The organism is Fontivita pretiosa (assembly GCF_050410795.1).
Taxonomy (GTDB): Bacteria; Planctomycetota; Phycisphaerae; order Tepidisphaerales; family Tepidisphaeraceae; genus Fontivita; species Fontivita pretiosa.
This window is the reverse complement of the sequence record NZ_CP191258.1, coordinates 899,250-920,564: the sequence shown is the minus strand read 5'-3', so window position 1 is coordinate 920,564 and position 21,315 is coordinate 899,250. Positions and strand designations below refer to the sequence as shown.

The window sequence follows — 21,315 nt, the reverse complement described above, 5'->3', positions numbered from 1 at the left end:
GCGCGGCAAGTCCGGCGGAACTTGCTCCCGGCGACGGCGCGGGTTGCGGCTGTCATGCTGTTGTCACTGCTGATCGGTTGTGAGAAGCCTTCTGCGCCGCCCGCGGAACCGACCACGCGCGCCGTCGGCGCGGCCCCGGAACACTACACAATGGAAAAGACCGGCCTGCCTGTCGTCTTCCCGCAGGTTCCCCCCGCTCCCAGACCCACTTCGCCGCTGCCCAAAGATGCCTCGTGCGTCACCGCCGAGTGCCACGCCGACTTCACTCGCGCTCCGCAGATTCACAGCCCCGTCGCGCAGCGGGCGTGCGATTCCTGCCACGACCAGGACATCGGTGGGCACAGGTATCCGCTGAAACGATCCGCAAACCAGACCTGCACCTTCTGCCATTCCGTCTCCGGCTCGCAATCTCACCAGCACAAGGCCCTGGAGCAGGGTTGCCTGGCGTGCCACCAGCCCCATGTCTCGCACGCCAAGTTCCTGCTCAAGTATGACACCGTCGATCGCACCTGCGCCGACTGTCACAACGTTGCATTGAAGAAGTTCGCGCACGAGCCGTTCGTTCGTGGCCAATGCACCGTCTGTCATCAGCCGCACGAGTCGGACAACCGGATGCTGCTGCGTGGCGGCGAGGGCGCGCGACACTGCTTCACGTGCCACGACGGGCTGAAGAATGCGATGCTCGCGGCGACCCACGTGCACAAGCCGGTCACGCAGGACTGCAACACCTGTCATGAGCCGCACTCCACCGACCACCCCAAGCAGCTTCGCACGTCCATCGAGCAGAACTGCTATTCATGCCACGAGCAGATCAGGAAGCACGTGGAAGGCTCCAATGTCCAGCACGCCGCGATGACCACCGCCAACACCTGCGCCAACTGTCACAATCCTCACGCCTCCCAGGACAAGGACCTGCTGCGACAGCGCATGGACCAGACATGCCTGAGCTGCCATGACAAGCCGCTGGCCGCCGCCGACGGACATACCATCCCCAACATGAAGCCGGTCATTACCGGTTCGCGGTTCCTGCACGGCCCGGTACGCATGGGGGATTGCTCCGGCTGCCACGATCCGCACGGCGCGCGCTTCCCCAATCTGCTGGATGCTGCCTTCCCCAAAACGTTCTATGCCCGATTCGACCTGGCCAGGTATCAGCTCTGCTTCAATTGCCACGATTCGGCGATGGTGCTCCAGCCGCGGACCACGAGCCTGACCAATTTCCGCGACGGCGACGTGAACCTTCACTACGTCCACGTCAACCGCGATGACAAGGGGCGAAGCTGCAAGACCTGCCACGCGGTGCACGGCAGCAATCTGCCCAACCACATGGCCAGCGAGGTCCCGTTCGAGGGATCGAGCTGGGCCATGCCGATCGAGTTTGAAAAACGATCCGATGGCGGCGCCTGCGCGCCGGGCTGTCACGTTCCCAAGACCTACACCCGAAGCCCGACCACCGCGCCCGCAACGATGCCGATGTCGAAGATGATCAGAGGTGTGGAATGAGACCAGTCCATGACAATCGCGTCGCGTGGCTGCTGCGGCGAGCACAGCTCTGGCCGCTGCCGATGATGCTCATGGCCGCGCTGCTCGCATCGCGCGTATACGCGCAGACGACCCGGCCGCTGAATGTCGTGGCCAAGCCCACCGAAGCCGTCCCGATGGCCAGTTGCGTCACCGCGCAATGCCATGCCGAGGTCAAGGACTTCAAGGTTCTGCACGGCCCGGTGAACGTCAACGCCTGCGATGCCTGCCACAAGCTCACGGACGCTGCCCAGCACAAGTTCGAGCTTCAGCGAAGCAAGACCGAAACCTGCACCTTCTGCCACAAGATCGATGTGCAGGACATGCCCGTCGTCCACAAGCCGTTGCAGGAAGGACAGTGCCTGAGCTGTCATAATCCCCACGGCGGCGCCACGGCGAAGTTCACGCGAGGCCGGACTCTGGCCGAGCTGTGCAACACCTGCCACAAGGATGTCGTCGCCGGCCGCAAGACGCTGCACGGCCCGGCCGCCGCCGGCGCCTGCGGATCGTGCCATCAGTCCCACGCCGCGCCGTTTCCCAAGCTCCTGCCCGCCCAGGGGCCGGATCTGTGCCTGAGCTGCCACACCGAAATGAAGACCCAGATGACGCAGGTCAAGTTCACGCACAAGGCCGTCGAGCAGAACTGCACCAACTGCCATGATCCGCACGCGTCGGACTTTCCGCGACAGATCAGACAGTCGCCGTTCGAGATGTGCACGAGCTGCCACGAACACGAGAAGATCAAGCGCGACGCTACCCAGTCACGCTACAAGCACTCGATCGTCACCACCGACAACGCCTGCCTGAACTGCCACACCGCACATGGCGGAGACCTGGCGCGGCTCATGCGCGCCGAGCCGATCAAGGTCTGCATGAAGTGCCATGCCGACAAGATCCAGGTGGGCAAGGACAAGGTCGTCGCTTCCGTCGCCGAGGTGCTCGACCCCAACACCGTCAAGCATGGTCCGATCCGCGACGGCAACTGCGGCGGATGTCACAACGTCCACGGTTCAGAAGTGGCCAGGCTGCTCAGCAAGCCGTACCCCGAGCCGTTTTACCAGGGATTCTCCGTGGACAAGTACGAGCTGTGCTTCAGTTGTCACGACAAGCAACTGGTTCTGACGCAGCGGACAGAAGGTCTGACCGGATTCCGCAACGGCACGCAGAACCTGCACTTTGTTCACGTGAACAAGCCGGATCGCGGGCGGAATTGCCGCGCCTGCCACAGCACGCACGCCAGCTCGCATGAGCTGCATGTGCGCGACTCGGTGCCCTACGGCAACTGGCAGATGCCGATCAACTTCACGCGCACCGCTACCGGCGGAAGCTGTGCCCCCGGATGTCACAAGGCCTACAGCTACGACCGGGAGAATCCCGTGCAGTACACGCCGCCAACACAGGCGCCGCCCGCGCCGGCGACGATGCCCGCCGCTCCGACGGCCACCATCGCTCCGGCGGCCAACAGCCCGACCAGGGGAAAATGAACCATGAGATACGCCAAAGCGATGCGACTGATGATTGCGTTTGCAGTGGTGTTCACCGGCGTGGCTTCTGTCGCCGCCGCGGGGGGCGTGATCAACTGGTCCACAAAGGACATCAACGGTGCCGAAGTGCGCCTGCCTTCGGGGCAGACCACGATCCTCGTCTTCGTGCGCGCCGATCAGGAACAGAGCGCGCAGGCGATGCAGCAGATCCAGAAAGCCGCAGGTGATGCGAAGGTCATCGTGATTCTCAGCGGTCCCCGGGCCGAGGAGAACGCCCGGAGCATGGCCGCGGCCTGGCCCGCGACATGGCTGTTCGCGGCCGATCCGGACTTTTCCGCCTCGGGAAAGATGAACATTCACGTCTGGCCGACGACGCTGGTGCTCAAAGCTGACGGAACGGAAGTGGCGCATCTGGCGGGTATGCCCAAGAGCTTCGCCGCCGACCTGCAAGCCTATCTCGATTTCGCCAACGGCAAGCTGGATGACGCGGCGCTGAAACAGCGGCTGAGCACCCGCGAACTCGTCGCCGACAGTCCGGCCCAGATCGCTGCCAGGCATCTTCAGGTCGCCCAGCGGCTGATCGCCCGCGGGGCGGTGGAGCAGGCGCAGCGGGAGTTGAACGAGGGATTGAAGCACGCCCCGCAGGATCCTGCCCTGCAACTTCTGCTGGCTCGCGTGCTGGTCATGCTTGATCGTCCGCAGGAAGCGATTCAGATTCTGGATCGCCTCACGCCCGGCGGGGTGCCCGCCTGGCAGCCGATCGTCCTTCGCGCCCGCGCCCTGATCGCCATGGAGAAATGGTCCGAAGCCAAGGCCATTCTTCCCGACGCCCTGAAGCTCAACCCCGACCCGGCCGAAGCCCATTACCTGCTGGGCCTGTGTCTCCAGCACGAGCAGCAGTGGCAACAGGCCGCGGAGCACTTCCGGCAGGCCTACGAGTCGGCCACTTCCTCGGGAATCAAGTCCGCGGGCAAGTGAGCTGCCGCGGCGGACAGCACAGGTGTGGCCGGATTCCCGGGATGGTGCAGCCGGCGCACCGGGTCTGTGCGGGAATGCCAGCAATGCTCTTGTGTGTCACGGGCGTGCTCGCCCGTGCGCGGCGGCGTGCGATCGGGGCGCTTGACGCGCGCCGCGGCGGGCGTAGCATCAGTGTGTCCTGACAACACGATCATCGTATCGTCACTGGCACCCGTAGCTCAATTGGACAGAGCATCGGTCTTCGGAACCGAGGGTTGCAGGTTCGAGTCCTGCCGGGTGCGATTCCTACCCAGGGGGCGGCGGCTCTTTGTCGGCAGCACGTGTTGAGGTACCATCTGCCTCGATACCGAGGAGCATATGATGCATCGATCCTGCCGTGTGGGGTTCAATGTTCTCATCGTTCTGTTTCTTGCCAATGCGATCGCGCGTGCGCAACTGCGGGACGGCGACTTTGTCGCGATTTGCGGCGATTCGATCACCGAGCAGCGGCGCTACTCGGTGTTCATCGAGGATTACCTTTTGATGTGCCAGCCAAAGGCCAAGCTGCGGGCGATGCAGTTCGGCTGGAGCGGCGAGGTGGCGACGCAGTTTGCCGCCCGGATGAGCAACGACGTGCTGCGCTATCATCCGACCGTCGCCACAACCTGTTACGGGATGAACGACGGCGGGTATGCCGCATACAGCGAGCAGCGAGGCGAGCAGTACCGCAAGGCGATGACGCAGATTGTCCAGACGTTTAAGAACGGCGGGGTGCGGTTCATCGTCGTCGGCTCGCCAGGCGTCGTCGATCCCGTCTACTTCAACCGCCCGCCAGGAGGGCAAGTGTATAACGACACGCTGGCGAAGCTGCGCGACATCGCTCAGGAGGTGGCGCGGGAGCAGAACGTCGCCTTCGCGGACGTGTACACGGCGATGATGCAGACGATGAAGGCCGCCAAGGCCAGGCTTGGCGAAAAGTACGAAGTCGCCGGGTCGGACGGGTTTCATCCGAACAACAACGGGGGTCTGATCATGGCGTATGCGTTCCTCAAGGCGATGGGATGCGATGGCCAGATCGGGACCATCACGGTGGACCTTTCCAGCGGACGGGCCACAGCCAGCGAAGGGCACAGGATCCTGTCCAGCGGCGCCGAGGGGATCGAGATCGAGAGCACGCGGTATCCGTTCTGTTTCAGCTCGGGACCGGACGGACAGGCGAATTCTCCGGCCGGCACACGCGAAATCATCCAGTTCTTGCCCTTCAACGAGGAGCTGAACCGCTTCCGGCTGGTCGTGAGCAACGCCGATGGCTCGCGGCTGCGAGTGACGTGGGGATCGGCCTCGAAGGAGTTTTCCGCGGAGGAGCTGGCGGGGGGCATCAACCTGGCGGCGGAGTTTTTGGATAACCCGTTCAGCGAGCAGTTCGCCAGGGTCGAGTCGCTGATTCGCAACCATCAGGGCTTCGAGATTCCGATGATCAAGTCGTTCGTGACGAAGATGGCGCAGTTCAACGAGATGGCCCCGGGCAACCAGGACTGTCTGGATCGGATCGAACAGGGCATGGCCAAACGGCGCGAGTCGATGGTGGCCGAGGCCGCGGCGGCGGTGGTGCCGGTGCGACACGTGATCAAGATCGAGAAGATTCGGTAGGGGTGGCTCTGAACTTTCATGCAGTGAGCTGATTCGCGCGATACATCGCCACGGCGCGCTGGATGTACAGCAGGCCGGAAATCACGGTGATGGCGATCGTCAGCCAGATGCACAGGTCGCGGAAAAGGGTCAGCCACCAGTCCCATCGAGGGTGATCGACCAGCCAGCCGCGGTAGTTCACATAGATCAGGATCACCAGGATGGTGACGGACTGAAAGACCATCTTGAGCTTGCCGCTGAGCTGCGCGCCGAAGTTGGCGCCGCCGCTTTCGGCTATGCCGCGCAGGCTCGTGACCAGCAGCTCCCGCGCCAGCAGGATCACCACCATGAACGGCGCCACGCCGGTGATCGTTTTGACCACAAAGGGCGTGTCCTTATTGATCGATTCCCAGGCCGGAATGATAAAGTTCTTGCCCGCGAAGCACACGAAGCTTCCCAGCACCAGCACCTTATCGACGAACGGATCGACGACTCGCCCGAAGGCGGTTTCCAGGTGATACTTTCGCGCCAGGTAGCCGTCGAGAAAGTCGGTCACGAGCGCGACCAGGTACACGACGAAGGCGATGTTGAGAAACGTCGGATCGCCGCGGCCCTCGTACTGGTACCACGAGAGCATGGCGAAGAAGACGATGGCCAGAAGCAGTCGCAGGCCGGTCAGGAGATTGGGCAGATGTCGGAACACCGCCGCGCGATTGTACGGGCGGGGGGCGGGCGAGCAAATCAGCCGGCGACGACCGTCAGCGAGCGCGATCGCTTTCTGGGGATATCACCGATGAGATCGTAGGCGCGATGTCCCGCAACCTTGACGTTCACGAACTGCCCGGGGTGGAGCCTGCGCGATGGGTCGGTGCGGACGTAGACGACCGAGTCGATTTCCGGCGCCTGCGACTGAGATCGGGCGACGAACGCGCCGGTTGAAGCGGACGGGGGGGCCGGGGCGTCGATGAGCACTTCCAGAGTTCTACCGACCATCGCTGCGGCCCTGGCGAATGCGACCTGCTGTTGGGCCAGCATCAGTTCCTCGACACGCCGCTGCTTCACGTCATCGGGGATCTGATCGGGCATCCGGCCCATCGCCGTGCCCGGCTCCTGCGAGTAGGCAAACACGCCCATCATGTCGAAGCCGAAGTCCTTTACGAACTGGACGAGTTCCTGATGCTGGGCGTCGGTCTCGCCCGGAGAGCCGGCAATAAAGGTCGTGCGGATCGCCAGCCCGGGGATCCGCCGCCGGAGCTTGTCCAGCAGTGTTTCGATCTGTTTGCGAGTCACGCGACGGCGCATCTTCGCGAGGATCTGGTCGTTGATGTGCTGGAGGGGAATGTCGATGTACTTCACGACGCGGTCGCATTCGGCGATGGCGGCGATCATTTCGTCGGTGAAGCAGCTTGGGTAGGCGTACATCAGCCGCAGCCAGCGGACGTCAGCGAGTTCCCGATCCAGAGTTCGGAGCAATCCCGACAGGCCCGGCGCGTAGCCGATGTCGGTACCGTAGCTGGTGGTATCCTGGCCAATGAGGTTCAGCTCGACGGCGCCGTCGGCGGCAAGCTCGCGTGCTTCGGCCAGGATATGCTCCAGCGGTTTGGAACGCATCGGCCCGCGGATCGAGGGGATCGTGCAGAAAGTGCAGCCCTGATTGCAGCCTTCGCTGATGCGCAGGTAGGCATAGTGGCGCGGAGTCAGACGGAGTCTGCCGCGATCATCCTCGAAGACCGGCAGGCGCGTGGCCCTGGTTGGCTTGCTGCTGGCGGCGCGGCCCTGGGACTGCTGGCGCGAAAGGTCGTGGTATTTCCCGAGATAATGTCCGTGCGGCTGTCGAGGGTTTTGTCTGCCACGGACGGCCTGGACGATGTGCTCCCGATCGAACACGCCCACCAGGCGGTCGATCTCAGGCGCCTCGGCCAGAAGTTCGGTCTTGTGACGTTGCACCAGACAGCCGGCCACGATGATCCGCTTGCACTGGCCCTGTTTTTTCAATGCGATGGCCTGCTGGATCTGTTCCATCGACTCGATTTTGGAAGCTTCCAGGAAGCCACAGGTGTTGATGACGATGGCGTCGGCTTGGGCCGGATCGGAAGAGATGATCAGCCCGTCTTCAGCCAGCAGGCCGAGCATCCGCTCGCTGTCCACGAGGTTTTTGGGACAGCCCAGACTGACGAAGGCGACGGTTCTGATGGGTTTTGCGGTTCGCGTCATGGGATTGGCTGGCGCGTCCTGCTCAGTGGGCGCGCGACAATGCTGTTGCCGCTAAAAGCCGTGCGCGGACTCTATCCGCCGCTGCGGCGAAAGTAAACCCAGTGGCGCCGGAGAGCAGCAGGGGTTCGGATCGGGATGAGCGAATCGTGCACCAGGCCAGGCAGAAGCGCAAGATATTGTGGTTAGGGCTTTATGTATGTTAGGGGCGTGTCAGCCCCGTAAACGTCGAATCTGTGGTGATTTAACCGTTTTGTTGAAAGGGGAGTTAGGAGTTGATAAGATGGTAGGACTATGGCAGTCCGCGCCAAAGCAACCCGTAGTACCTCTCGGCGACGGACCGTCGCCGTGAACGCCAAGTCCGCCCGAACCGCGCCTGCGGTGCGTGAGCGGCCTGGAGATCGCTCCCCCGCGCATCCCCGGGTGGCGGTCAAAGCGCATCAGCCGACTGCAAACCCGTCGCCCAGCCCTTACACCAAGGCGTTGCGATTTCTTGCAACCCTGAGCGACTACGAAAAGATGCGCATCGTCCGCTATAACGCCCAGACCTTCGACTTAGATCGTATGCGGACGCTGCTGCGGAAGCTGGGCAATCCTCAGGATCATTTCCGCTGCGTTCATGTGGCCGGGACCAAGGGCAAGGGCAGCACCTGCGCCATGCTCGCCGCCATGCTCGAAGGCAACGGTTACAAGGTGGGCTTGTACACCAGCCCCCACTTGGTGGACATTCGCGAGCGGATTCAGATCAACGGGCAGATGATCTCTCAGCCGGACTTTGCTCGGCTGGTGCGGATGGTTCAACCGATGGTTCTGCGGGCGCGCCCGACGCCGACGTATTTCGATGTGCTCACCGCGATCGCGTTTAAGTATTTTGCGGAACAGAAGGTAGATATCGCGGTGATCGAGACGGGCCTGGGCGGGCGACTGGACAGCACCAACGTCGTCAAGCCTGAAGTCACGGCAATTACCAGCATCAGCAAGGACCATATGGCGCAGCTCGGCGGGACGCTGGAGAAGATCGCCGAAGAAAAGGCCGGGATCTTCAAGCCCGGCGTGCCGGCGGTGACGGTCATGCAGCCGCCGGAGGTTGAGGCGGTGCTCAAGCGTGTGGCCGAGAAAGTCGGCGCGCCGCTGGACATCACGGGCAAGACCATCGAGTTCAGTTACCGCTTTGAATCCAGCCGAATGCTCGGGCCGCACAACCGTGTGTGCCTGACGACTCCGCAAAGCAAGTTTGAGCACCTGGCGGTGCCGTTGCTGGGCGAGCATCAGGCACTGAACTGCGGCTTGGCGCTGGCGGTGATCGACCGGCTGAAGATGCGCGGCTTCGCCCTGAACGATCAGCGTTGCATGGAGGGCCTGGCCAGGACGCAGATTCCCGGTCGCATGGAGTTGATCTGCACCAATCCACGGGTTCTGGTAGACGGCGCGCACAACGCCGCCAGTATCGACGCGATGATGCGCGCCATCGGGCAGCACATTCCGTACGACTCGATGGTGGTCATTTTCGGGTGTTGCGCGGATAAGGACGTGCCGGGGATGCTCGAACGTATCACCAGCGGTGCCGACAAGGTGATCTTCACCAACGTGAACAACATCCGCACGGCCGATCCGGAGGAGCTGGCCGCACGGTACGTCGAGTTGTACGGGAAGATGGCGCAGGTGGCGCCGAATCTGTCGGCGGCACTGGAGATCGCCAATCGCGCCGTGACCAAGGAGGACCTGATCTGCATCACCGGCAGCTTCTACCTGGTCGGCGAGGCCAAGAAGCTGTTCGCTTCCGGTGCCGCGCCGGTTCGGCCGGTGTGATCGGAATGGCCCGCCGTTGTTCAGAACACAGCCCCGGAGTTGCTTTCTCCGGGGTTTTGCTTTTGATGCCTGACGCTTGAATCTCCCTGATTCGCCAACATTGCTGGTCTGTTACGCGCTGATAGGCCCGGCGGCGTGGATGTTGATGCTGGCGGGGCTGCTGGTGGGACGGGCGCGGATGGACCGATTGCGACGCTGGCGCGGGCAACTGCCGGCTGATCCACCCCACGTCACGATTCTGGTTCCGGCCAAAGACGAAGCCAAAGGCATCGGCAGATGCATCGAGTCTGTGTTGGCGCAGGATTATCCGAAGTTCGATGTGATCGCGATCGACGATCGGAGCACGGATGACACCGGCGCGATATTGGATCGAATTGCGGCGCGGGATCAACGGCTGCGCGTCATTCATGTGTCTCAGGAGTCATTGCCCGCGGGTTGGTTGGGCAAGTGTCATGCGCTGTGTCTGGGGTCACAGCAGGCATCGGGGCAGTGGCTGCTGTTTGTCGACTCGGACGTGACACTGGAGCCCAATGCGCTGTCGGCGGCGATTTCGCTGGCGCTGGCGCGAAACTACGACGCCCTGAGCGTCCTCACGCGTTTGGAATGTCACAGCTTTCTGGAGCGATGGATGCTTCCGGCGCTGGCGGCGACGTGGGCGATCATGAACGTCGTGTCGCTGACCAATCTGGACCGCCGCCGGGACATCGCCGCCGCCAACGGTCAGTTCTTCCTCGTTCGGCGCAGCGCCTACGAAGCGGTCGGGGGGCATGCGGCGGTGAAGGATCGAATCACCGAGGATGTCGAGCTGATGCGGCTGCTGAAGGCGCGCGGGTTCAAGACGCGATTGTTCAGTGGCGCGCACCTGGCGGCCACGCGAATGCACAGCAGTCTGCGGCAGATGTTCCAAGGCTGGGCGCGGATCTACTGCGGGACAGTGCGCCTGCGGCCGGGACGGATCCTGGCCGCGATGGTCTTCGTGGTGTGCAGTGTTCTGACCGTCTATCCGGCGCTGGCGATGGGAGTCTTCGGGCTGGCCACGAGCGCCGAATCCGGTCTGCTGCTGGCGGCTTCAACGGCGCACCTGGTGCTCATGACGTTGCATGTGGGATTGGTTTACCGGTGGGCGGGCGTCGGTTGGATGCATGCGCTTCTGATGCCCGCGACGGCGCCGATGCTGCTTGCGGTGCTCACCTTCGCGCTGCACAAGTGCCGGACCGGCCGGATTACCTGGCGCGGCACTGAGTTCCTCTCGCCGGTTCACAAGTCTCAGTTGCCCAGCAGTTCCCAACGTTCCTGAAGCTGAAGTTGACGAAGGATGGGAACCATGCCGTGGTACGTCGCATGCTCCCACCAGCGCATCTCGCGTCCGTTGATGATGCGCATCTCGGTCGTATTCCCCACAGCGAATTGAGTGGCATTGGGCGTCACGGCCTTGGCGACAACGTAGTCGCCCCAGGAATACGGCCAGTGCAGGTTGGCGCCGGTTACCCAGACGGCGACGTCGGCGGACTGCTCCGGCGCCACGGTAATCCCCACGCGCTTGAAGCTCCAGAGGACATCCAGCCAATCCAGCCCGCTGCCCTGTGCCGGAGTGCCGCCCGTATCCCAATACGCGAAGTTCACTCCGCGCGCGACCATGTCATCGCGCTGCGCCGTGAGCCAGGCACGGTGTTGCGGATCGTCCAGATACCGCAGATCGTTGCGCCAGGTTCCATCGGGATTCTGGATGCGCAGCGAAATGTACGGGTTGATCAGCACGCCCAGCCCCTGAAGTCCTGGCAGCCTGCTCGTCGAAAGCAGCGATGAAGCCCAGGGGAAACCGGGGTGGAACGGTTCGTAATGAGGGGTCAGTCCATCCCCCGGCGACCACATCACAAACCCGCTGGCGCCGTAGTTCATCGCGTTCTGCACAACCTGCTCGAGCGTCTCGTTGTAATTCACCCAGTCGGCATAACCCCATACACCCTGTTTGCGATAGATCGCTTCAGGAATACCCTTGCGCGCCATGAACCGCTCCAGAAACCGCGTGCGGTAATGCGAATACTGTGCTTCGGGCATGTTCCAGGAATGGTACAGCTCCATCTCGTAGGTGCTGCTGCCCGCTTGATCCAGGTTCGGCCAGAAGTGCACCGAGGGGGTGGCGCGATCGGTGTCCAAAGTCCAGGAGATCTGAGTTAAATCCAGTTCATCGTTGAACGCCGTGAACGACACGCCTTCACCGGTTCGCCTGTTGTAGAAGACGGCAAATGGGGAATAGGCGTAGCCGGGCCAGGTTGCATCGCTGCCCTGGAGGATGCCGCCGTTGGTCCAGGGTCGATCAGCCCCGCCTTTGAACGTGGACTTGATCGCATGATCGGGCGAGGCATCGGTCAGAATCCAGGGCATGTCCAGATGGATCTGTGTGATTCGCGCAGCGCTGCGGTTGGTCAGCGTCATCGCGATATTGCTTGCCATTGTCGAGTCAATCATCACGAACTGGATCGTGATGAGCCCATCCGCAGTGGACCAGAGCTGCGCCACTGTGTTGCCAAGCGTTGTCTGTGAGATCTTCCTGACCGTGAGATTGCGTTCCGGGCCAAGCGTGGCGCTGGCGCCGCTACCAGCGAGCACATCGGCGACTGTCAGACTGTAGATCGAGACTCCCAGTGAACCGCCGCTGGCGGACAGCTTGAACTCCCCCGGCACCAGGGGCGAGCGCCCAACCGCCGGTGGATAAGCGAGGTTGTCGGCGTCGTTCACGCCGTTGAGCACATCCAGGCCGTTGTCGCCCCAAACGGTGTCGTCGCGATCACCCCAGACCGTGTCATTGCCGCCGCCCGCCAGCACGTAATCGTTGCCGCCGCCCGTGATGATGCGATCGTGCGACCCATCGCCAATGAGCGTATCGTTTCCGCTTCCGCCAACCAGGATGTTCTTGCCCGTGCCCCCGTCCATGTGAACCGGGATTCTCACGCCCGGCTCGACGATGAACTTGTCGCTGAACCGCCCGCCGCGGATGCGGATCATTGTCGGGGTTCTGCCGCCGAGCTGTCGCACCACCTGAGCGACACGGGTATCGGACACGCCGCTGACGCTGATCCGACGAAGGTCCGGCGTGATGCGCACCGTGGTGGGGCCGTAGAAGTCGCCGGCGATGTAGACGATGTTGTCCTGAAGCCACATGGATGACGCCAAATGGCGGCGTGGCTCCAGCGATTCCAGCGAGGTTCGAGGTTGCGACTGGCGCGATTTTGCTGGGGTACGAACAGAACCCATCGGGCACTTCCTCCGACTCCTCCCATCGGCTGTTTAACTACGTTGGAAAGCGGGGGAAGGTGCGAATTTGGGGGATGTTTTGACGGATTTTCTCTGGAATAAGCGGCAGCCGCCGCAGCCTCGTGAACGCCGTGTCCAACGGCCCAGCCGGACGCGACGCCTGTACCGCCTGTAGGGACAAAGCCCTTACAGACGCGGAATCCCGCGCGCCGGGCGGGGGCGTGACGGGCATCACACCCGGCCCCGTGAACCCTGCACAGGTTTCACTCACTTGAGGAAAAGCTCGATCACCGGCACTGTCACGTCCGGCTTCTGCTTGGGCAGGTTCAGGGTGAGCGTGGCCTGCTGCGAGCCGATCTGTTTGGCGTGCCAGTCGTCCAGATTCATCTTCACTTCGCTGGCGTCATGGAGCAATTGCGCGTACTCAACTCTGCCTGCCAGTCCGTCCAGGTGAAGGTGCTTGTACGGCCAGGCGAAGATGTGCACATACAGCCGCCGCGTTTGCGGGTTGTATGTCAGGCGGCAATCCTGCGGGCAGATGAACTGGTCGGCCGGCGCCTCGGTGCAGCCATAGATGCTGCGGCTGTGCCGCTTCATCCATTCGCCGATGCCGCTGAGCCGATCCAGCGCGCGGGGATCGAGTTCGCCGCGTCCGGTCGGCCCGACGTTCAGCAGCAGGTTCCCGCCCTTGGACACGCAGTCGATCAGCGTTCGCACCAGCTCATCGACGCTTCTCCAGTCCGATTCGTCACGGTGATAGCCCCATGATCCGGAGAATGTCTGACACGCCTCCCACACCACGCGCGTACCGTTGACTTCCACCCACTTTCGCGGCTGGGTCTGCTCGGGGGTCTTGAAATCCCATGCGTCGGGCAGGTCCAGCCGGTCATCGATCAGAATATCCGGCGCCAGCTCCCGAACCATCTTGTACAACTCTTCGCTGCGCCAGTCCGCCCGCCCCTTGCCGCTGCCGTCCGGCTTGGGGTAGGAAAAATCGAACCACATGATGTCCGGGTGATACAGCGTGATCAGCTCGCGCACCTGCGCGTGCAGATAATCGGCATACTTGTTCTGGTCCCGCCCGACGTTGAGCTTCTCGCGATCTGGATGATCGCGATAAGGCCCGATGTGACGGTCAAGCACGAACTGTGGGTGATGCCAGTCAATCAGCGAGTAGTACAGCCCTGCGCGCAGTCCACGTGAGCGGAACGCGTTGATCATCGGCGTGAGCAGATCCTTGCCGCACGGCGTGTTGGTGGACTTGTAATCGGTGAATTTCGAATCCCACAGGCAGAACCCCTCGTGGTGTTTGCTGGTGACCACGAAATACTTCATTCCCGCGTTCGCCGCCGCCGTCGCCCAAAGCTCGGGATCGTACAGGTCCGGGTCGAAATGCCTGAAGTAGCGTCGCTCGTACTCCTCAACAGGAATCCGCTCGTTGTGCATCAGCCACTCGTGCCGGGCGCCAAGCGCATACAGGCCCCAGTGGATGAACATGCCGAAACGATCATGGATAAACCAGTCGCTCTTGCCGATGGTAGGCCGAACTTGCGGTTGCATGGTGGTGCTTGTGTGATAGCGGGGACCGGCCGTCATGTCCAGCACGGGCGTGTGCCGACGAGCATCACTCGCGGTGTCGCAGGGCTGGTAATCCAAGCTCGGCGCGGATCCGATTGGCGGCGGTCCAGAGCATCGGCTCACTTTCCAGGAATCGAATGATTGTCGTGGTCGGCACGCCGAGCATCACACCCACGTCGGCCGGGCTTCCGTGAACGGCCTTGAGAAGATCCAGAATCAGCCCCGCCGTCGGCGCGTAGTACGGATGCCGGTAGGACGCCTCGATTCGACCGTGATGACGGATGGAGACAAACCAGTCCGGCGGCTCCCATTGCAGCGGATCGACCGGCTCGCGCAGCTCGACGGCCAGCTTCAGCCGAAGCCGCCTGATCGCCCGCATCTTGTTTTCCGCCTGTGATCGCGACTCTTCGGCGATGGCGCTGATTCCGGTGGGCAGGTGCGTCACCCGGATGGAATTGCTGGTCTTGTTTCGCTTCTGCCCGCCGGGGCCCGAGCCGCGATACACATCCACCCGGCATTCCGCCAGCAGTTGCTCTTCCGAGAGAAACCGTATGGATCGTCCATTCATCGCCTGGCGGGCGGTCGTGTCCTGATCAGCGTCATTGTATCACAGCGGCAGCCGCCGCGCCGTCGCCAGGTAGTTCTCGTAATTCGCCCGCACCTCGGTGAGCGAATCGCCCCCGAACTTTTCCAGCAGTGCCCGCGCGACCTCGAAGGCGACCACGTTTTCCATGATCACGCTGGCGGCGCCGATGGCGCTGATATCGCTGCGTTCCCAGCCGGCTTCGCTGGGCTGTTTGGTGTTCAGGTCGATACTCATCAGCGGCTTGCCCAGCGTGCTGATCGGCTTCATGGCGCCGCGAACAACAATCGGCTGGCCGTTGGTCATGCCGCCTTCCAGCCCGCCAGCGTTGTTGGTCATCCGCACGAACCCCAGGCTCGGCGTGTTCTTCTTCGATTCGTCAAAGTGGATCTCATCGTGGACTTTGGATCCGGGGAGTCGCGCCGCCTCGAAGCCCAGGCCGAACTCGACGCCTTTGAACGCCTGAATCGCCACCACCGCCGCCGCGATCCGCGAGTCCAGCCGGCCGTCCCAGGTCATGCAGCTTCCCAACCCGATCGGGCAGCCGAACACGTGACACTCGACGATCCCGCCAGCGGTGTCCTTGGCAGCCTTCTGCTCGTTGATGAAGTCGCGAAACGCCTGCGAAGCTGCCGGATCAGGGCAATACACGTCCGACTCATCGCGCAGCTTCAGAAGCTGCCGCCAGTTCTCTTCTGTGACCTGTAACGACGCTGTCGCCGGCCCGACCGCGCGCACGAATCCGAAAACCTCGATGTCGAACTGCCGCAGCAGACACCGCGCCAGCGCCCCGGCCGCCACTCGCGCCGCCGTCTCGCGGGCGCTGGCTCGCTCCAGCGTCTGGCGACAATCGGTGGTCAACCACTTGACCGAGCCGGCCAAATCCGCGTGTCCGGGCCGAGGCCGGTGCAGCGGGGGCGTGGCCTGCACATCATCCAGCCGCGCGTCCCTGTTGGGGATCATCATGGTGATCGGCGAACCGATCGACTTGCCTAACCGGACTCCGGAAAGGAACTCGACGGCGTCGGTCTCGATCTTCTGTCGCCCGCCGCGGCCGTAGCCGCCTTGCCGACGCCGCAGCTCGCCATCGATCAGGTCCTTGTCGATCGGCACGCCCGCCGGCATGCCTTCCACCAGCGCCAGCAGCGCCCGCCCGTGCGACTCCCCGGCCGTTCGATAACTCAGCATCGCCATAAGCCCCATCGTAGCATAAAAGCCAATGATGATGGATTGCATCCCATCGGCTATGATTTGGCGTTGTGTCGCGGCATATACCCAATGGCCCCAACGCCAACCGCAAGTCCGCCGCAGCTTCGGAGGCGCGGCTGCGTGGCAGCGGCCTGCGGAAAACCCCGGTGCGGATCGGCGTGCTGGAAGTGCTCACGCGAAGCGCGCGTCCGATGAGCGTTCCGCAGATCCTGGCGCGCCTCAAGGGCGTGGACACGGTCACCGTCTACCGCACGCTGCATACCTTCCTGCGCAAAAGACTGGTGCATCGCGTGCGCGGAGAGGACCGCTCCTGGCTTTATGCCATCAGCCCGGAGGTCAGTCCAAAGCCTCAACATCTGCATCCGCACTTCGTTTGCGACCAGTGCGGCAAGGTCGATTGCCTGGACGACGCACGTATCCCCGCGAATTTCGTGGCGTCACTGGACGTTTCGCGGGACTACGATATTCGCTGGCCGGAAGTCGTCCTGCACGGGCTTTGTCGCCGTTGCCGGACCTGAGATCGTAGAACAGAGCTTTTGCACAAGCGGGGCGAGGGCAAGGAGCATACAGATGTCGCGAACGGCGAAAACCAGAGTCGATCCCGCACCACAACTGGCGACAGCGATTGCTGTGCCGGCAGACAGATCCCGCTCGCTGCACGCCATCGGCGCCGGCGCGTTGGCCACAATGCTGAGCCTGCTGAGCTTCACAAGCTCGCTGTGGGCGCAGGAGCATGTGCGCCAGCCCACAACGGCGGCGGTGACGACGCAGCCGGTCGATCCGGCCAATGATATTGCGCCCGAGCCCTCGACCCCAAAGGGAACGCTGCTGCTGGTCTCGCGGGCGCTGGCGGCGGGAGATACGGGCACGGCGCGACAGCTCATCCACGCCGTCACCCCGCAGGATCAGAAACTGCTGGACCTGCTGATGTCGCGCACGCAGGCCAACGCCAACTTCCGCAGGGCCGCCGCCGACGCCTTTGGCGCCGAAGCCGCCAGCCAGCTTGCCGCCGACCCCGCCGCCGAGCTGGCCCAGAGCGAACAGCGCATCCGGCAGGCGAATGTCGCCATCGACGGCGACAGGGCCACCGTCCAAATGGACAACAACCGCATCGAACTGCTGCGCCAGCAGGGCCAATGGAAGCTGGCCATGTCCAACCTTACCGCTGGCATGGACGCCGCCGATGTTGAGCGGCACATGCGGCTGATGCAAGTCTTCCGCGACGTGGTGGTACAGACGACCGAAGAGCTGACTGCGGGAAACTACAAGACCGTCGAGCAGGTCAGCGATGCGATCCGCAGCAAGCTGGCCAGCGAGATGCTCAAGGCCAGCACGGCGCCCACCACCGGCCAGGCGAGCACGCAGCCGGCAGAATAACCCAGGGGAGATTGCCGATCGCCCAATGACCATGATCGATCGCGTGTCGTGCCCGAGCCACAATCGGCAGTCGTTGATGATTCAGGATCCTGACAGCGGACCGCATCCCCTGGACGTTTTGCTGTTTTCCAACCCGATCGCCGGGCGCGGGCTTGGGGGGATGATGGCGCGGCGGATCGCGCAGCGACTGCGTGCCGAGGGATTCGTGGTTCACGAATTTGTCGAGCCTGCCGAGCAGATTGATGATCGGCAGCTTGCCTGCCCCTGGCCGCCGCGGGCAGCGATCTGCGTTGGCGGTGACGGGACCGTGCGCGCCACCGCCGAACGCCTGCTGCGATACTTCGGCGACTGCGCGCAGGTTCCGCCGCTGCTGGTGGTCCCGCTCGGCACGGCCAATCTCATGGCCCGGCATCTGGGCATTCAGTGGAATCCACAGCAACTGGACGAACAGGTCGTGCAGGCGTTGCGGGCAGGACGCCTGCGAGAGCTGGACACGGCCCGCGCCAACGGGCGGCTGTTTCTGCTGATGGCGGGCGTCGGCATCGACGCCGCCGTCGTTCATGAGCTGCATCGTTGTCGCCACGGATCGATCGACCTGATGAGCTATGTCGCGCCCACGCTGCGGGCGCTGAAGAACTATGACTACCCGCCGCTGCGCGTCGAGGTGGACGGGCGGTGCGTGTTCGGTCCGGCGCCCGCGGTCGCCTTTGTGGGCAATGTCAGCCAGTATGGCACCGGCTTCCCGATCCTGGTTCACGCCCGCTCCGACGACGGGTGGCTTGATGTCTGCGCGCTGCCGTGTCGCAGTGCGTTGGACGTGTTGCACCTGGCGCTGCTGGCCGCCGCAGCAGAACACCTTCGCGAGGAAGGGGTTGTCTACACCAAAGGCCGAAAGGTGCGCATCGAATCGTGCGGCCTGGCGCCGGTCCAGATCGACGGCGAGGCCGCCGGATACACCCCGCTGGATATCCAGTTGCTCGACGGAAGACTGGCGTTTATCGTGCAGCCGTAGTGGGCAGTGGCCAGTGGTCGGTGGCCAGCAAAGCCTGTCCATCATCACTGACCACTGGCCGCCGACCACTGAGCATTATGAATGACCTGATGAATGACCTGCTCCATCTGGACCGTTCGCCGCTGTTCGTCATCGCCGGACCGTGCGTAATCGAATCGGCCGAGCTGTGCCTGCTCGTCGGCTCGCGCGTCAAATCGATCTGCCAGAAGCTCGGGCTGACGTACATTTTCAAGGCGAGCTTCGACAAGGCGAATCGATCCAGCGCCACGAGCTTTCGCGGGCCGGGGCTGACGGATGGGCTGGTCGTACTGGAACGGGTGAAGCGCGAGCTGGGTGTGCCGGTGCTGACGGATGTTCATGAGCCTGATCAGGCACCCATCGTCGCCGAGGTCGTGGATGTGCTTCAGGTGCCGGCGTTTTTGGCGCGGCAGACGGATCTGCTTGTGGCCTGCGGCAGGAGCGGCCGCGCGGTGAACATAAAGAAGGGCCAGTTCATGTCGCCGCAGGAGATGAGCACGGCCCTTGAGAAAGTGCGTTCGACGGGCAACGACCGGGTGATGCTGACGGAGCGCGGCACATTTTTCGGGTACAACCGGCTGGTCAACGACTTTACCGCGATCGCGGTGATGAAGTCGTTCGGGGTGCCGGTGGTCTTCGACATCACCCATAGCACGCAGCAACCCGCCGCACTGGGCAACCAGAGCGGCGGCAACCCGCAATACTCGCCGCTGCTGGCGCGCGCTGCGGTCGCGGCGGGAGTTGATGGGCTGTTCCTGGAATGTCATCCCGACCCCAGGAACGCTAAAAGCGATGCCGCCACCATGCTGCACTTGAATGATGTCGAACCCCTGCTGGCGCAGTGCCGGCAGATCGCCGAGCTGCGCAGGGGCTGGAACTGACTGACGAAGATGAAATCGAAGCTCACGCATCTGGACTCCAAAGGTCAGGCACGTATGGTCGATGTCGGGCACAAGTCGCCGTCGTCGCGGCAGGCGATCGCGGAGGGGTACATCACGCTGCAGCGCGCCACGATCCAGGCGATCGCCGACCAGACCGTGCCCAAGGGCGAGGTCTTTGGTACCGCGCGCATCGCGGGAATCATGGCCGCAAAGCGCTGTGGCGAGCTGATCCCGCTTTGCCATCCCCTGCCGGTCGAGAGCCTCGAGGTCGCGTTCGACATCCCGGAGCTGGAGCCCGACAACAACCAGCCGGTGCGCGTGCATATCCGCGCCACCGCGCGCATCACCGCGAAAACCGGTGTGGAGATGGAGGCGCTGACGGCGGTTTCCGTGGCGGCCCTGACCATCTACGACATGTGCAAGGCGATCGACAAAACCATGGTGATCGACGGGGTTCGTCTGGTCTCCAAGACGAAGTGAGATCCTCAGGCGACGAGCACACCTGGCTGCCGTTTGGGCTGAAGAGTCTTGGCGGGCGGGGCTGCGGTGCGTATGCTAAATGGCTTGCGTTCGGCGGATCGACGGCTCTGCCGCCGGGGGGCGCTGAATCGTGTGGGCCGGTGAAGGACGACCGGCGGCTGGCGAAGGAAACTACTGACAACCAGGTCGAGTCATGGAATACGGCGTGATCATGGCGGGCGGAGCGGGGACGCGGCTTTGGCCGCTGTCCCGCTCGCACATTCCCAAGCAACTGCTGCCGATTGTCAGGGGCAAAAGCCTGCTTCAACTCAGCTACGAGCGGTTGCGAGGCATGCTCCCGCCGCAGCAGATTTTCGTGTGTACTTCCGCGGCGCACGGCCCGGCGGTTCTGGCGAACCTGCCGGAGCTGCCCCCGGAGAATCTGCTGGGCGAGCCGGTCGGGCGCGATACCGCCAACGCCGTCGGCTTTCCCGCGGCTCTGCTGCTGAAGCGGGATCGCCAGGCCGTCTTCTGCGTCACCACCGCCGATCACGTCATCGAGCCCATCGACGCCTTCCATGCGGCGATGAGAACCGGCTTCGAGGTTGCCACGCGGATCCCCAACGCGCTGGTGACCTTCGGCATCGTCCCGACGCACGGGCACACCGGGCTGGGGTACATTCATCGCGGCGAAGCCTTGCCCGGATTCAAGGGCGCCTACCGCGTGCAGTCATTCAAGGAGAAACCCGACAAAGCCACCGCCGACCGCTACGTCGAATCCGGACGCTATTACTGGAACAGCGGCATGTTCGTATGGCGCGCCGACACGGTGTTGAAGGAACTGGCCACTCATCTGCCCGCCTCGTATCAGGGGCTGATGCAGATTGCCGACGCCTGGGGCACGTCGCAGCAGCAGCAAGTGCTGGAGGACGTTTATCCCCGCCTGCCGAAGATCAGCATCGACTACGCCGTTCTGGAGCCGGCTTCGCAGGGCAAGGGGCATGCCCAGGTCGTCGTCGTCGAAATGCCGGTTCAGTGGCTGGACATCGGTTCCTGGCCAGCGCTGGCCGAAACGCTGCCGATCGACGAGCAGAACAACGCCGTCGATGCGCCCAACCTCGTGTACCTGGACTCGCAGGACAACATCATCGTCTCACAGGATCCTGAACATCTGATCGCACTGATCGGCGTGAACGACATGGTGGTGGTGCATACCAAAGACGCAACGATGATCTGTCCCAAGAGCGAGTCGCAGCGCGTCAAGGAGCTGGTCGGCAAGCTCAAGGAGAAGTACGGACAGAAGTATCAGTGATCGCGCGATCTTCACCCGTA

General features: G+C 63.2%; 18 protein-coding genes and 1 tRNA gene. 13 read left to right on the top strand and 6 right to left on the bottom strand.

Annotated elements, in window-relative coordinates:
- Positions 1-54 precede the first annotated feature (54 nt).
- The 5 genes from ACQS5P_RS03635 to ACQS5P_RS03615 all read left to right on the top strand — a co-directional run bounded on the left by ACQS5P_RS03635 (position 55) and on the right by ACQS5P_RS03615 (position 5,612).
- The gene (locus tag ACQS5P_RS03635; protein ID WP_428939543.1) at positions 55-1,503 is read left to right on the top strand and encodes a cytochrome c3 family protein; all 1,449 of its coding nucleotides are present in this window, start codon (positions 55-57) and stop codon (positions 1,501-1,503) included.
- Complete coding sequence (locus tag ACQS5P_RS03630) at positions 1,500-3,005, top strand: cytochrome c3 family protein (RefSeq protein WP_428939542.1); 1,506 nt, start codon at positions 1,500-1,502, stop codon at positions 3,003-3,005. The genes ACQS5P_RS03635 and ACQS5P_RS03630 overlap by 4 nt, the downstream gene beginning before the upstream one ends.
- Before the next feature lie 3 nt (positions 3,006-3,008).
- Entirely contained in the window at positions 3,009-3,983 is a 975-nt protein-coding gene (locus tag ACQS5P_RS03625; RefSeq protein ID WP_428939541.1) for a tetratricopeptide repeat protein, read from the top strand.
- A 207-nt stretch (positions 3,984-4,190) separates the two neighbouring features.
- Positions 4,191-4,264, top strand: a tRNA-Arg gene (locus ACQS5P_RS03620).
- A gap of 79 nt (positions 4,265-4,343) precedes the next feature.
- The gene (locus ACQS5P_RS03615) at positions 4,344-5,612 is read left to right on the top strand and encodes an SGNH/GDSL hydrolase family protein (RefSeq protein ID WP_428939540.1); all 1,269 of its coding nucleotides are present in this window, start codon (positions 4,344-4,346) and stop codon (positions 5,610-5,612) included.
- A 16-nt stretch (positions 5,613-5,628) separates the two neighbouring features.
- Here the strand turns inward: ACQS5P_RS03615 and ACQS5P_RS03610 are convergent, their stop codons facing one another.
- The gene (locus tag ACQS5P_RS03610) at positions 5,629-6,294 is read right to left on the bottom strand and encodes a CDP-alcohol phosphatidyltransferase family protein (RefSeq protein WP_428939539.1); all 666 of its coding nucleotides are present in this window, start codon (positions 6,292-6,294) and stop codon (positions 5,629-5,631) included.
- 38 nt (positions 6,295-6,332) lie between these two features.
- Positions 6,333-7,805, bottom strand: a complete 1,473-nt coding sequence (rimO, locus tag ACQS5P_RS03605) for a 30S ribosomal protein S12 methylthiotransferase RimO (protein WP_428939538.1) — start codon at positions 7,803-7,805, stop codon at positions 6,333-6,335.
- Between the two features lie 291 nt (positions 7,806-8,096).
- Between rimO and ACQS5P_RS03600 the strand changes: the two genes are divergently transcribed.
- Entirely contained in the window at positions 8,097-9,611 is a 1,515-nt protein-coding gene (locus ACQS5P_RS03600) for a bifunctional folylpolyglutamate synthase/dihydrofolate synthase (RefSeq protein ID WP_428939537.1), read from the top strand.
- A gap of 76 nt (positions 9,612-9,687) precedes the next feature.
- Entirely contained in the window at positions 9,688-10,908 is a 1,221-nt protein-coding gene (locus tag ACQS5P_RS03595) for a glycosyltransferase (RefSeq protein ID WP_428939536.1), read from the top strand.
- Here the strand turns inward: ACQS5P_RS03595 and ACQS5P_RS03590 are convergent.
- From ACQS5P_RS03590 to aroC, 4 genes are all read right to left on the bottom strand, one after another.
- Complete coding sequence (locus ACQS5P_RS03590; RefSeq protein WP_428939535.1) at positions 10,878-12,866, bottom strand: calcium-binding protein; 1,989 nt, start codon at positions 12,864-12,866, stop codon at positions 10,878-10,880. The two genes, ACQS5P_RS03595 and ACQS5P_RS03590, sit on opposite strands and share 31 nt — an antisense overlap.
- 267 nt (positions 12,867-13,133) lie before the next feature.
- Positions 13,134-14,426, bottom strand: coding sequence for an alpha-L-fucosidase (locus tag ACQS5P_RS03585; protein ID WP_428939534.1), 1,293 nt, complete (start codon positions 14,424-14,426; stop codon positions 13,134-13,136).
- Between the two features lie 64 nt (positions 14,427-14,490).
- Positions 14,491-15,012: a peptide chain release factor family protein gene (locus tag ACQS5P_RS03580; RefSeq protein ID WP_428939533.1), complete on the bottom strand. Its 522-nt coding sequence runs from the start codon at positions 15,010-15,012 to the stop codon at positions 14,491-14,493.
- Positions 15,013-15,051: 39 nt separating this feature from the next.
- Entirely contained in the window at positions 15,052-16,215 is a 1,164-nt protein-coding gene (gene aroC / locus ACQS5P_RS03575) for a chorismate synthase (RefSeq protein ID WP_428940990.1), read from the bottom strand.
- A 71-nt stretch (positions 16,216-16,286) separates the two neighbouring features.
- Here aroC and ACQS5P_RS03570 point away from each other — a divergent pair, with 71 nt between their 5' ends.
- The 6 genes from ACQS5P_RS03570 to ACQS5P_RS03545 all read left to right on the top strand — a co-directional run bounded on the left by ACQS5P_RS03570 (position 16,287) and on the right by ACQS5P_RS03545 (position 21,295).
- Complete coding sequence (locus ACQS5P_RS03570) at positions 16,287-16,754, top strand: Fur family transcriptional regulator (RefSeq protein ID WP_428939532.1); 468 nt, start codon at positions 16,287-16,289, stop codon at positions 16,752-16,754.
- Between the two features lie 52 nt (positions 16,755-16,806).
- Positions 16,807-17,613 (top strand): hypothetical protein, encoded by an 807-nt coding sequence (locus ACQS5P_RS03565; protein ID WP_428939531.1) that lies wholly within the window; start codon positions 16,807-16,809, stop codon positions 17,611-17,613.
- 76 nt (positions 17,614-17,689) lie between these two features.
- The gene (locus ACQS5P_RS03560) at positions 17,690-18,625 is read left to right on the top strand and encodes a diacylglycerol/lipid kinase family protein (RefSeq protein WP_428939530.1); all 936 of its coding nucleotides are present in this window, start codon (positions 17,690-17,692) and stop codon (positions 18,623-18,625) included.
- Between the two features lie 89 nt (positions 18,626-18,714).
- Positions 18,715-19,524, top strand: coding sequence for a 3-deoxy-8-phosphooctulonate synthase (gene kdsA, locus ACQS5P_RS03555; RefSeq protein ID WP_428939529.1), 810 nt, complete (start codon positions 18,715-18,717; stop codon positions 19,522-19,524).
- A 9-nt stretch (positions 19,525-19,533) separates the two neighbouring features.
- Positions 19,534-20,004, top strand: a complete 471-nt coding sequence (gene moaC, locus ACQS5P_RS03550) for a cyclic pyranopterin monophosphate synthase MoaC (protein WP_428939528.1) — start codon at positions 19,534-19,536, stop codon at positions 20,002-20,004.
- Between the two features lie 193 nt (positions 20,005-20,197).
- Positions 20,198-21,295, top strand: a complete 1,098-nt coding sequence (locus tag ACQS5P_RS03545; protein ID WP_428939527.1) for a mannose-1-phosphate guanylyltransferase — start codon at positions 20,198-20,200, stop codon at positions 21,293-21,295.
- The last annotated feature ends 20 nt before the right edge of the window (positions 21,296-21,315 follow it).

Excerpts from the sequence above, each read along its gene's own strand:
- ACQS5P_RS03545 (WP_428939527.1), top strand. The coding sequence starts at position 20,198 with ATGGAATACGGCGTGATCATGGCGGGCGGAGCGGGGACGCGGCTTTGG.
- ACQS5P_RS03585 (WP_428939534.1), bottom strand. The coding sequence starts at position 14,426 with ATGCAACCGCAAGTTCGGCCTACCATCGGCAAGAGCGACTGGTTTATC.
- ACQS5P_RS03615 (WP_428939540.1), top strand. The coding sequence starts at position 4,344 with ATGCATCGATCCTGCCGTGTGGGGTTCAATGTTCTCATCGTTCTGTTT.
- ACQS5P_RS03565 (WP_428939531.1), top strand. The coding sequence starts at position 16,807 with ATGTCGCGAACGGCGAAAACCAGAGTCGATCCCGCACCACAACTGGCG.
- ACQS5P_RS03625 (WP_428939541.1), top strand. The coding sequence starts at position 3,009 with ATGAGATACGCCAAAGCGATGCGACTGATGATTGCGTTTGCAGTGGTG.
- kdsA (WP_428939529.1), top strand. The coding sequence starts at position 18,715 with ATGAATGACCTGCTCCATCTGGACCGTTCGCCGCTGTTCGTCATCGCC.
- aroC (WP_428940990.1), bottom strand. The coding sequence starts at position 16,215 with ATGCTGAGTTATCGAACGGCCGGGGAGTCGCACGGGCGGGCGCTGCTG.
- ACQS5P_RS03560 (WP_428939530.1), top strand. The coding sequence starts at position 17,690 with ATGATTCAGGATCCTGACAGCGGACCGCATCCCCTGGACGTTTTGCTG.
- ACQS5P_RS03635 (WP_428939543.1), top strand. The coding sequence starts at position 55 with ATGCTGTTGTCACTGCTGATCGGTTGTGAGAAGCCTTCTGCGCCGCCC.
- moaC (WP_428939528.1), top strand. The coding sequence starts at position 19,534 with ATGAAATCGAAGCTCACGCATCTGGACTCCAAAGGTCAGGCACGTATG.
- ACQS5P_RS03630 (WP_428939542.1), top strand. The coding sequence starts at position 1,500 with ATGAGACCAGTCCATGACAATCGCGTCGCGTGGCTGCTGCGGCGAGCA.
- ACQS5P_RS03590 (WP_428939535.1), bottom strand. The coding sequence starts at position 12,866 with ATGGGTTCTGTTCGTACCCCAGCAAAATCGCGCCAGTCGCAACCTCGA.
- rimO (WP_428939538.1), bottom strand. The coding sequence starts at position 7,805 with ATGACGCGAACCGCAAAACCCATCAGAACCGTCGCCTTCGTCAGTCTG.
- ACQS5P_RS03580 (WP_428939533.1), bottom strand. The coding sequence starts at position 15,012 with ATGAATGGACGATCCATACGGTTTCTCTCGGAAGAGCAACTGCTGGCG.
- ACQS5P_RS03600 (WP_428939537.1), top strand. The coding sequence starts at position 8,097 with ATGGCAGTCCGCGCCAAAGCAACCCGTAGTACCTCTCGGCGACGGACC.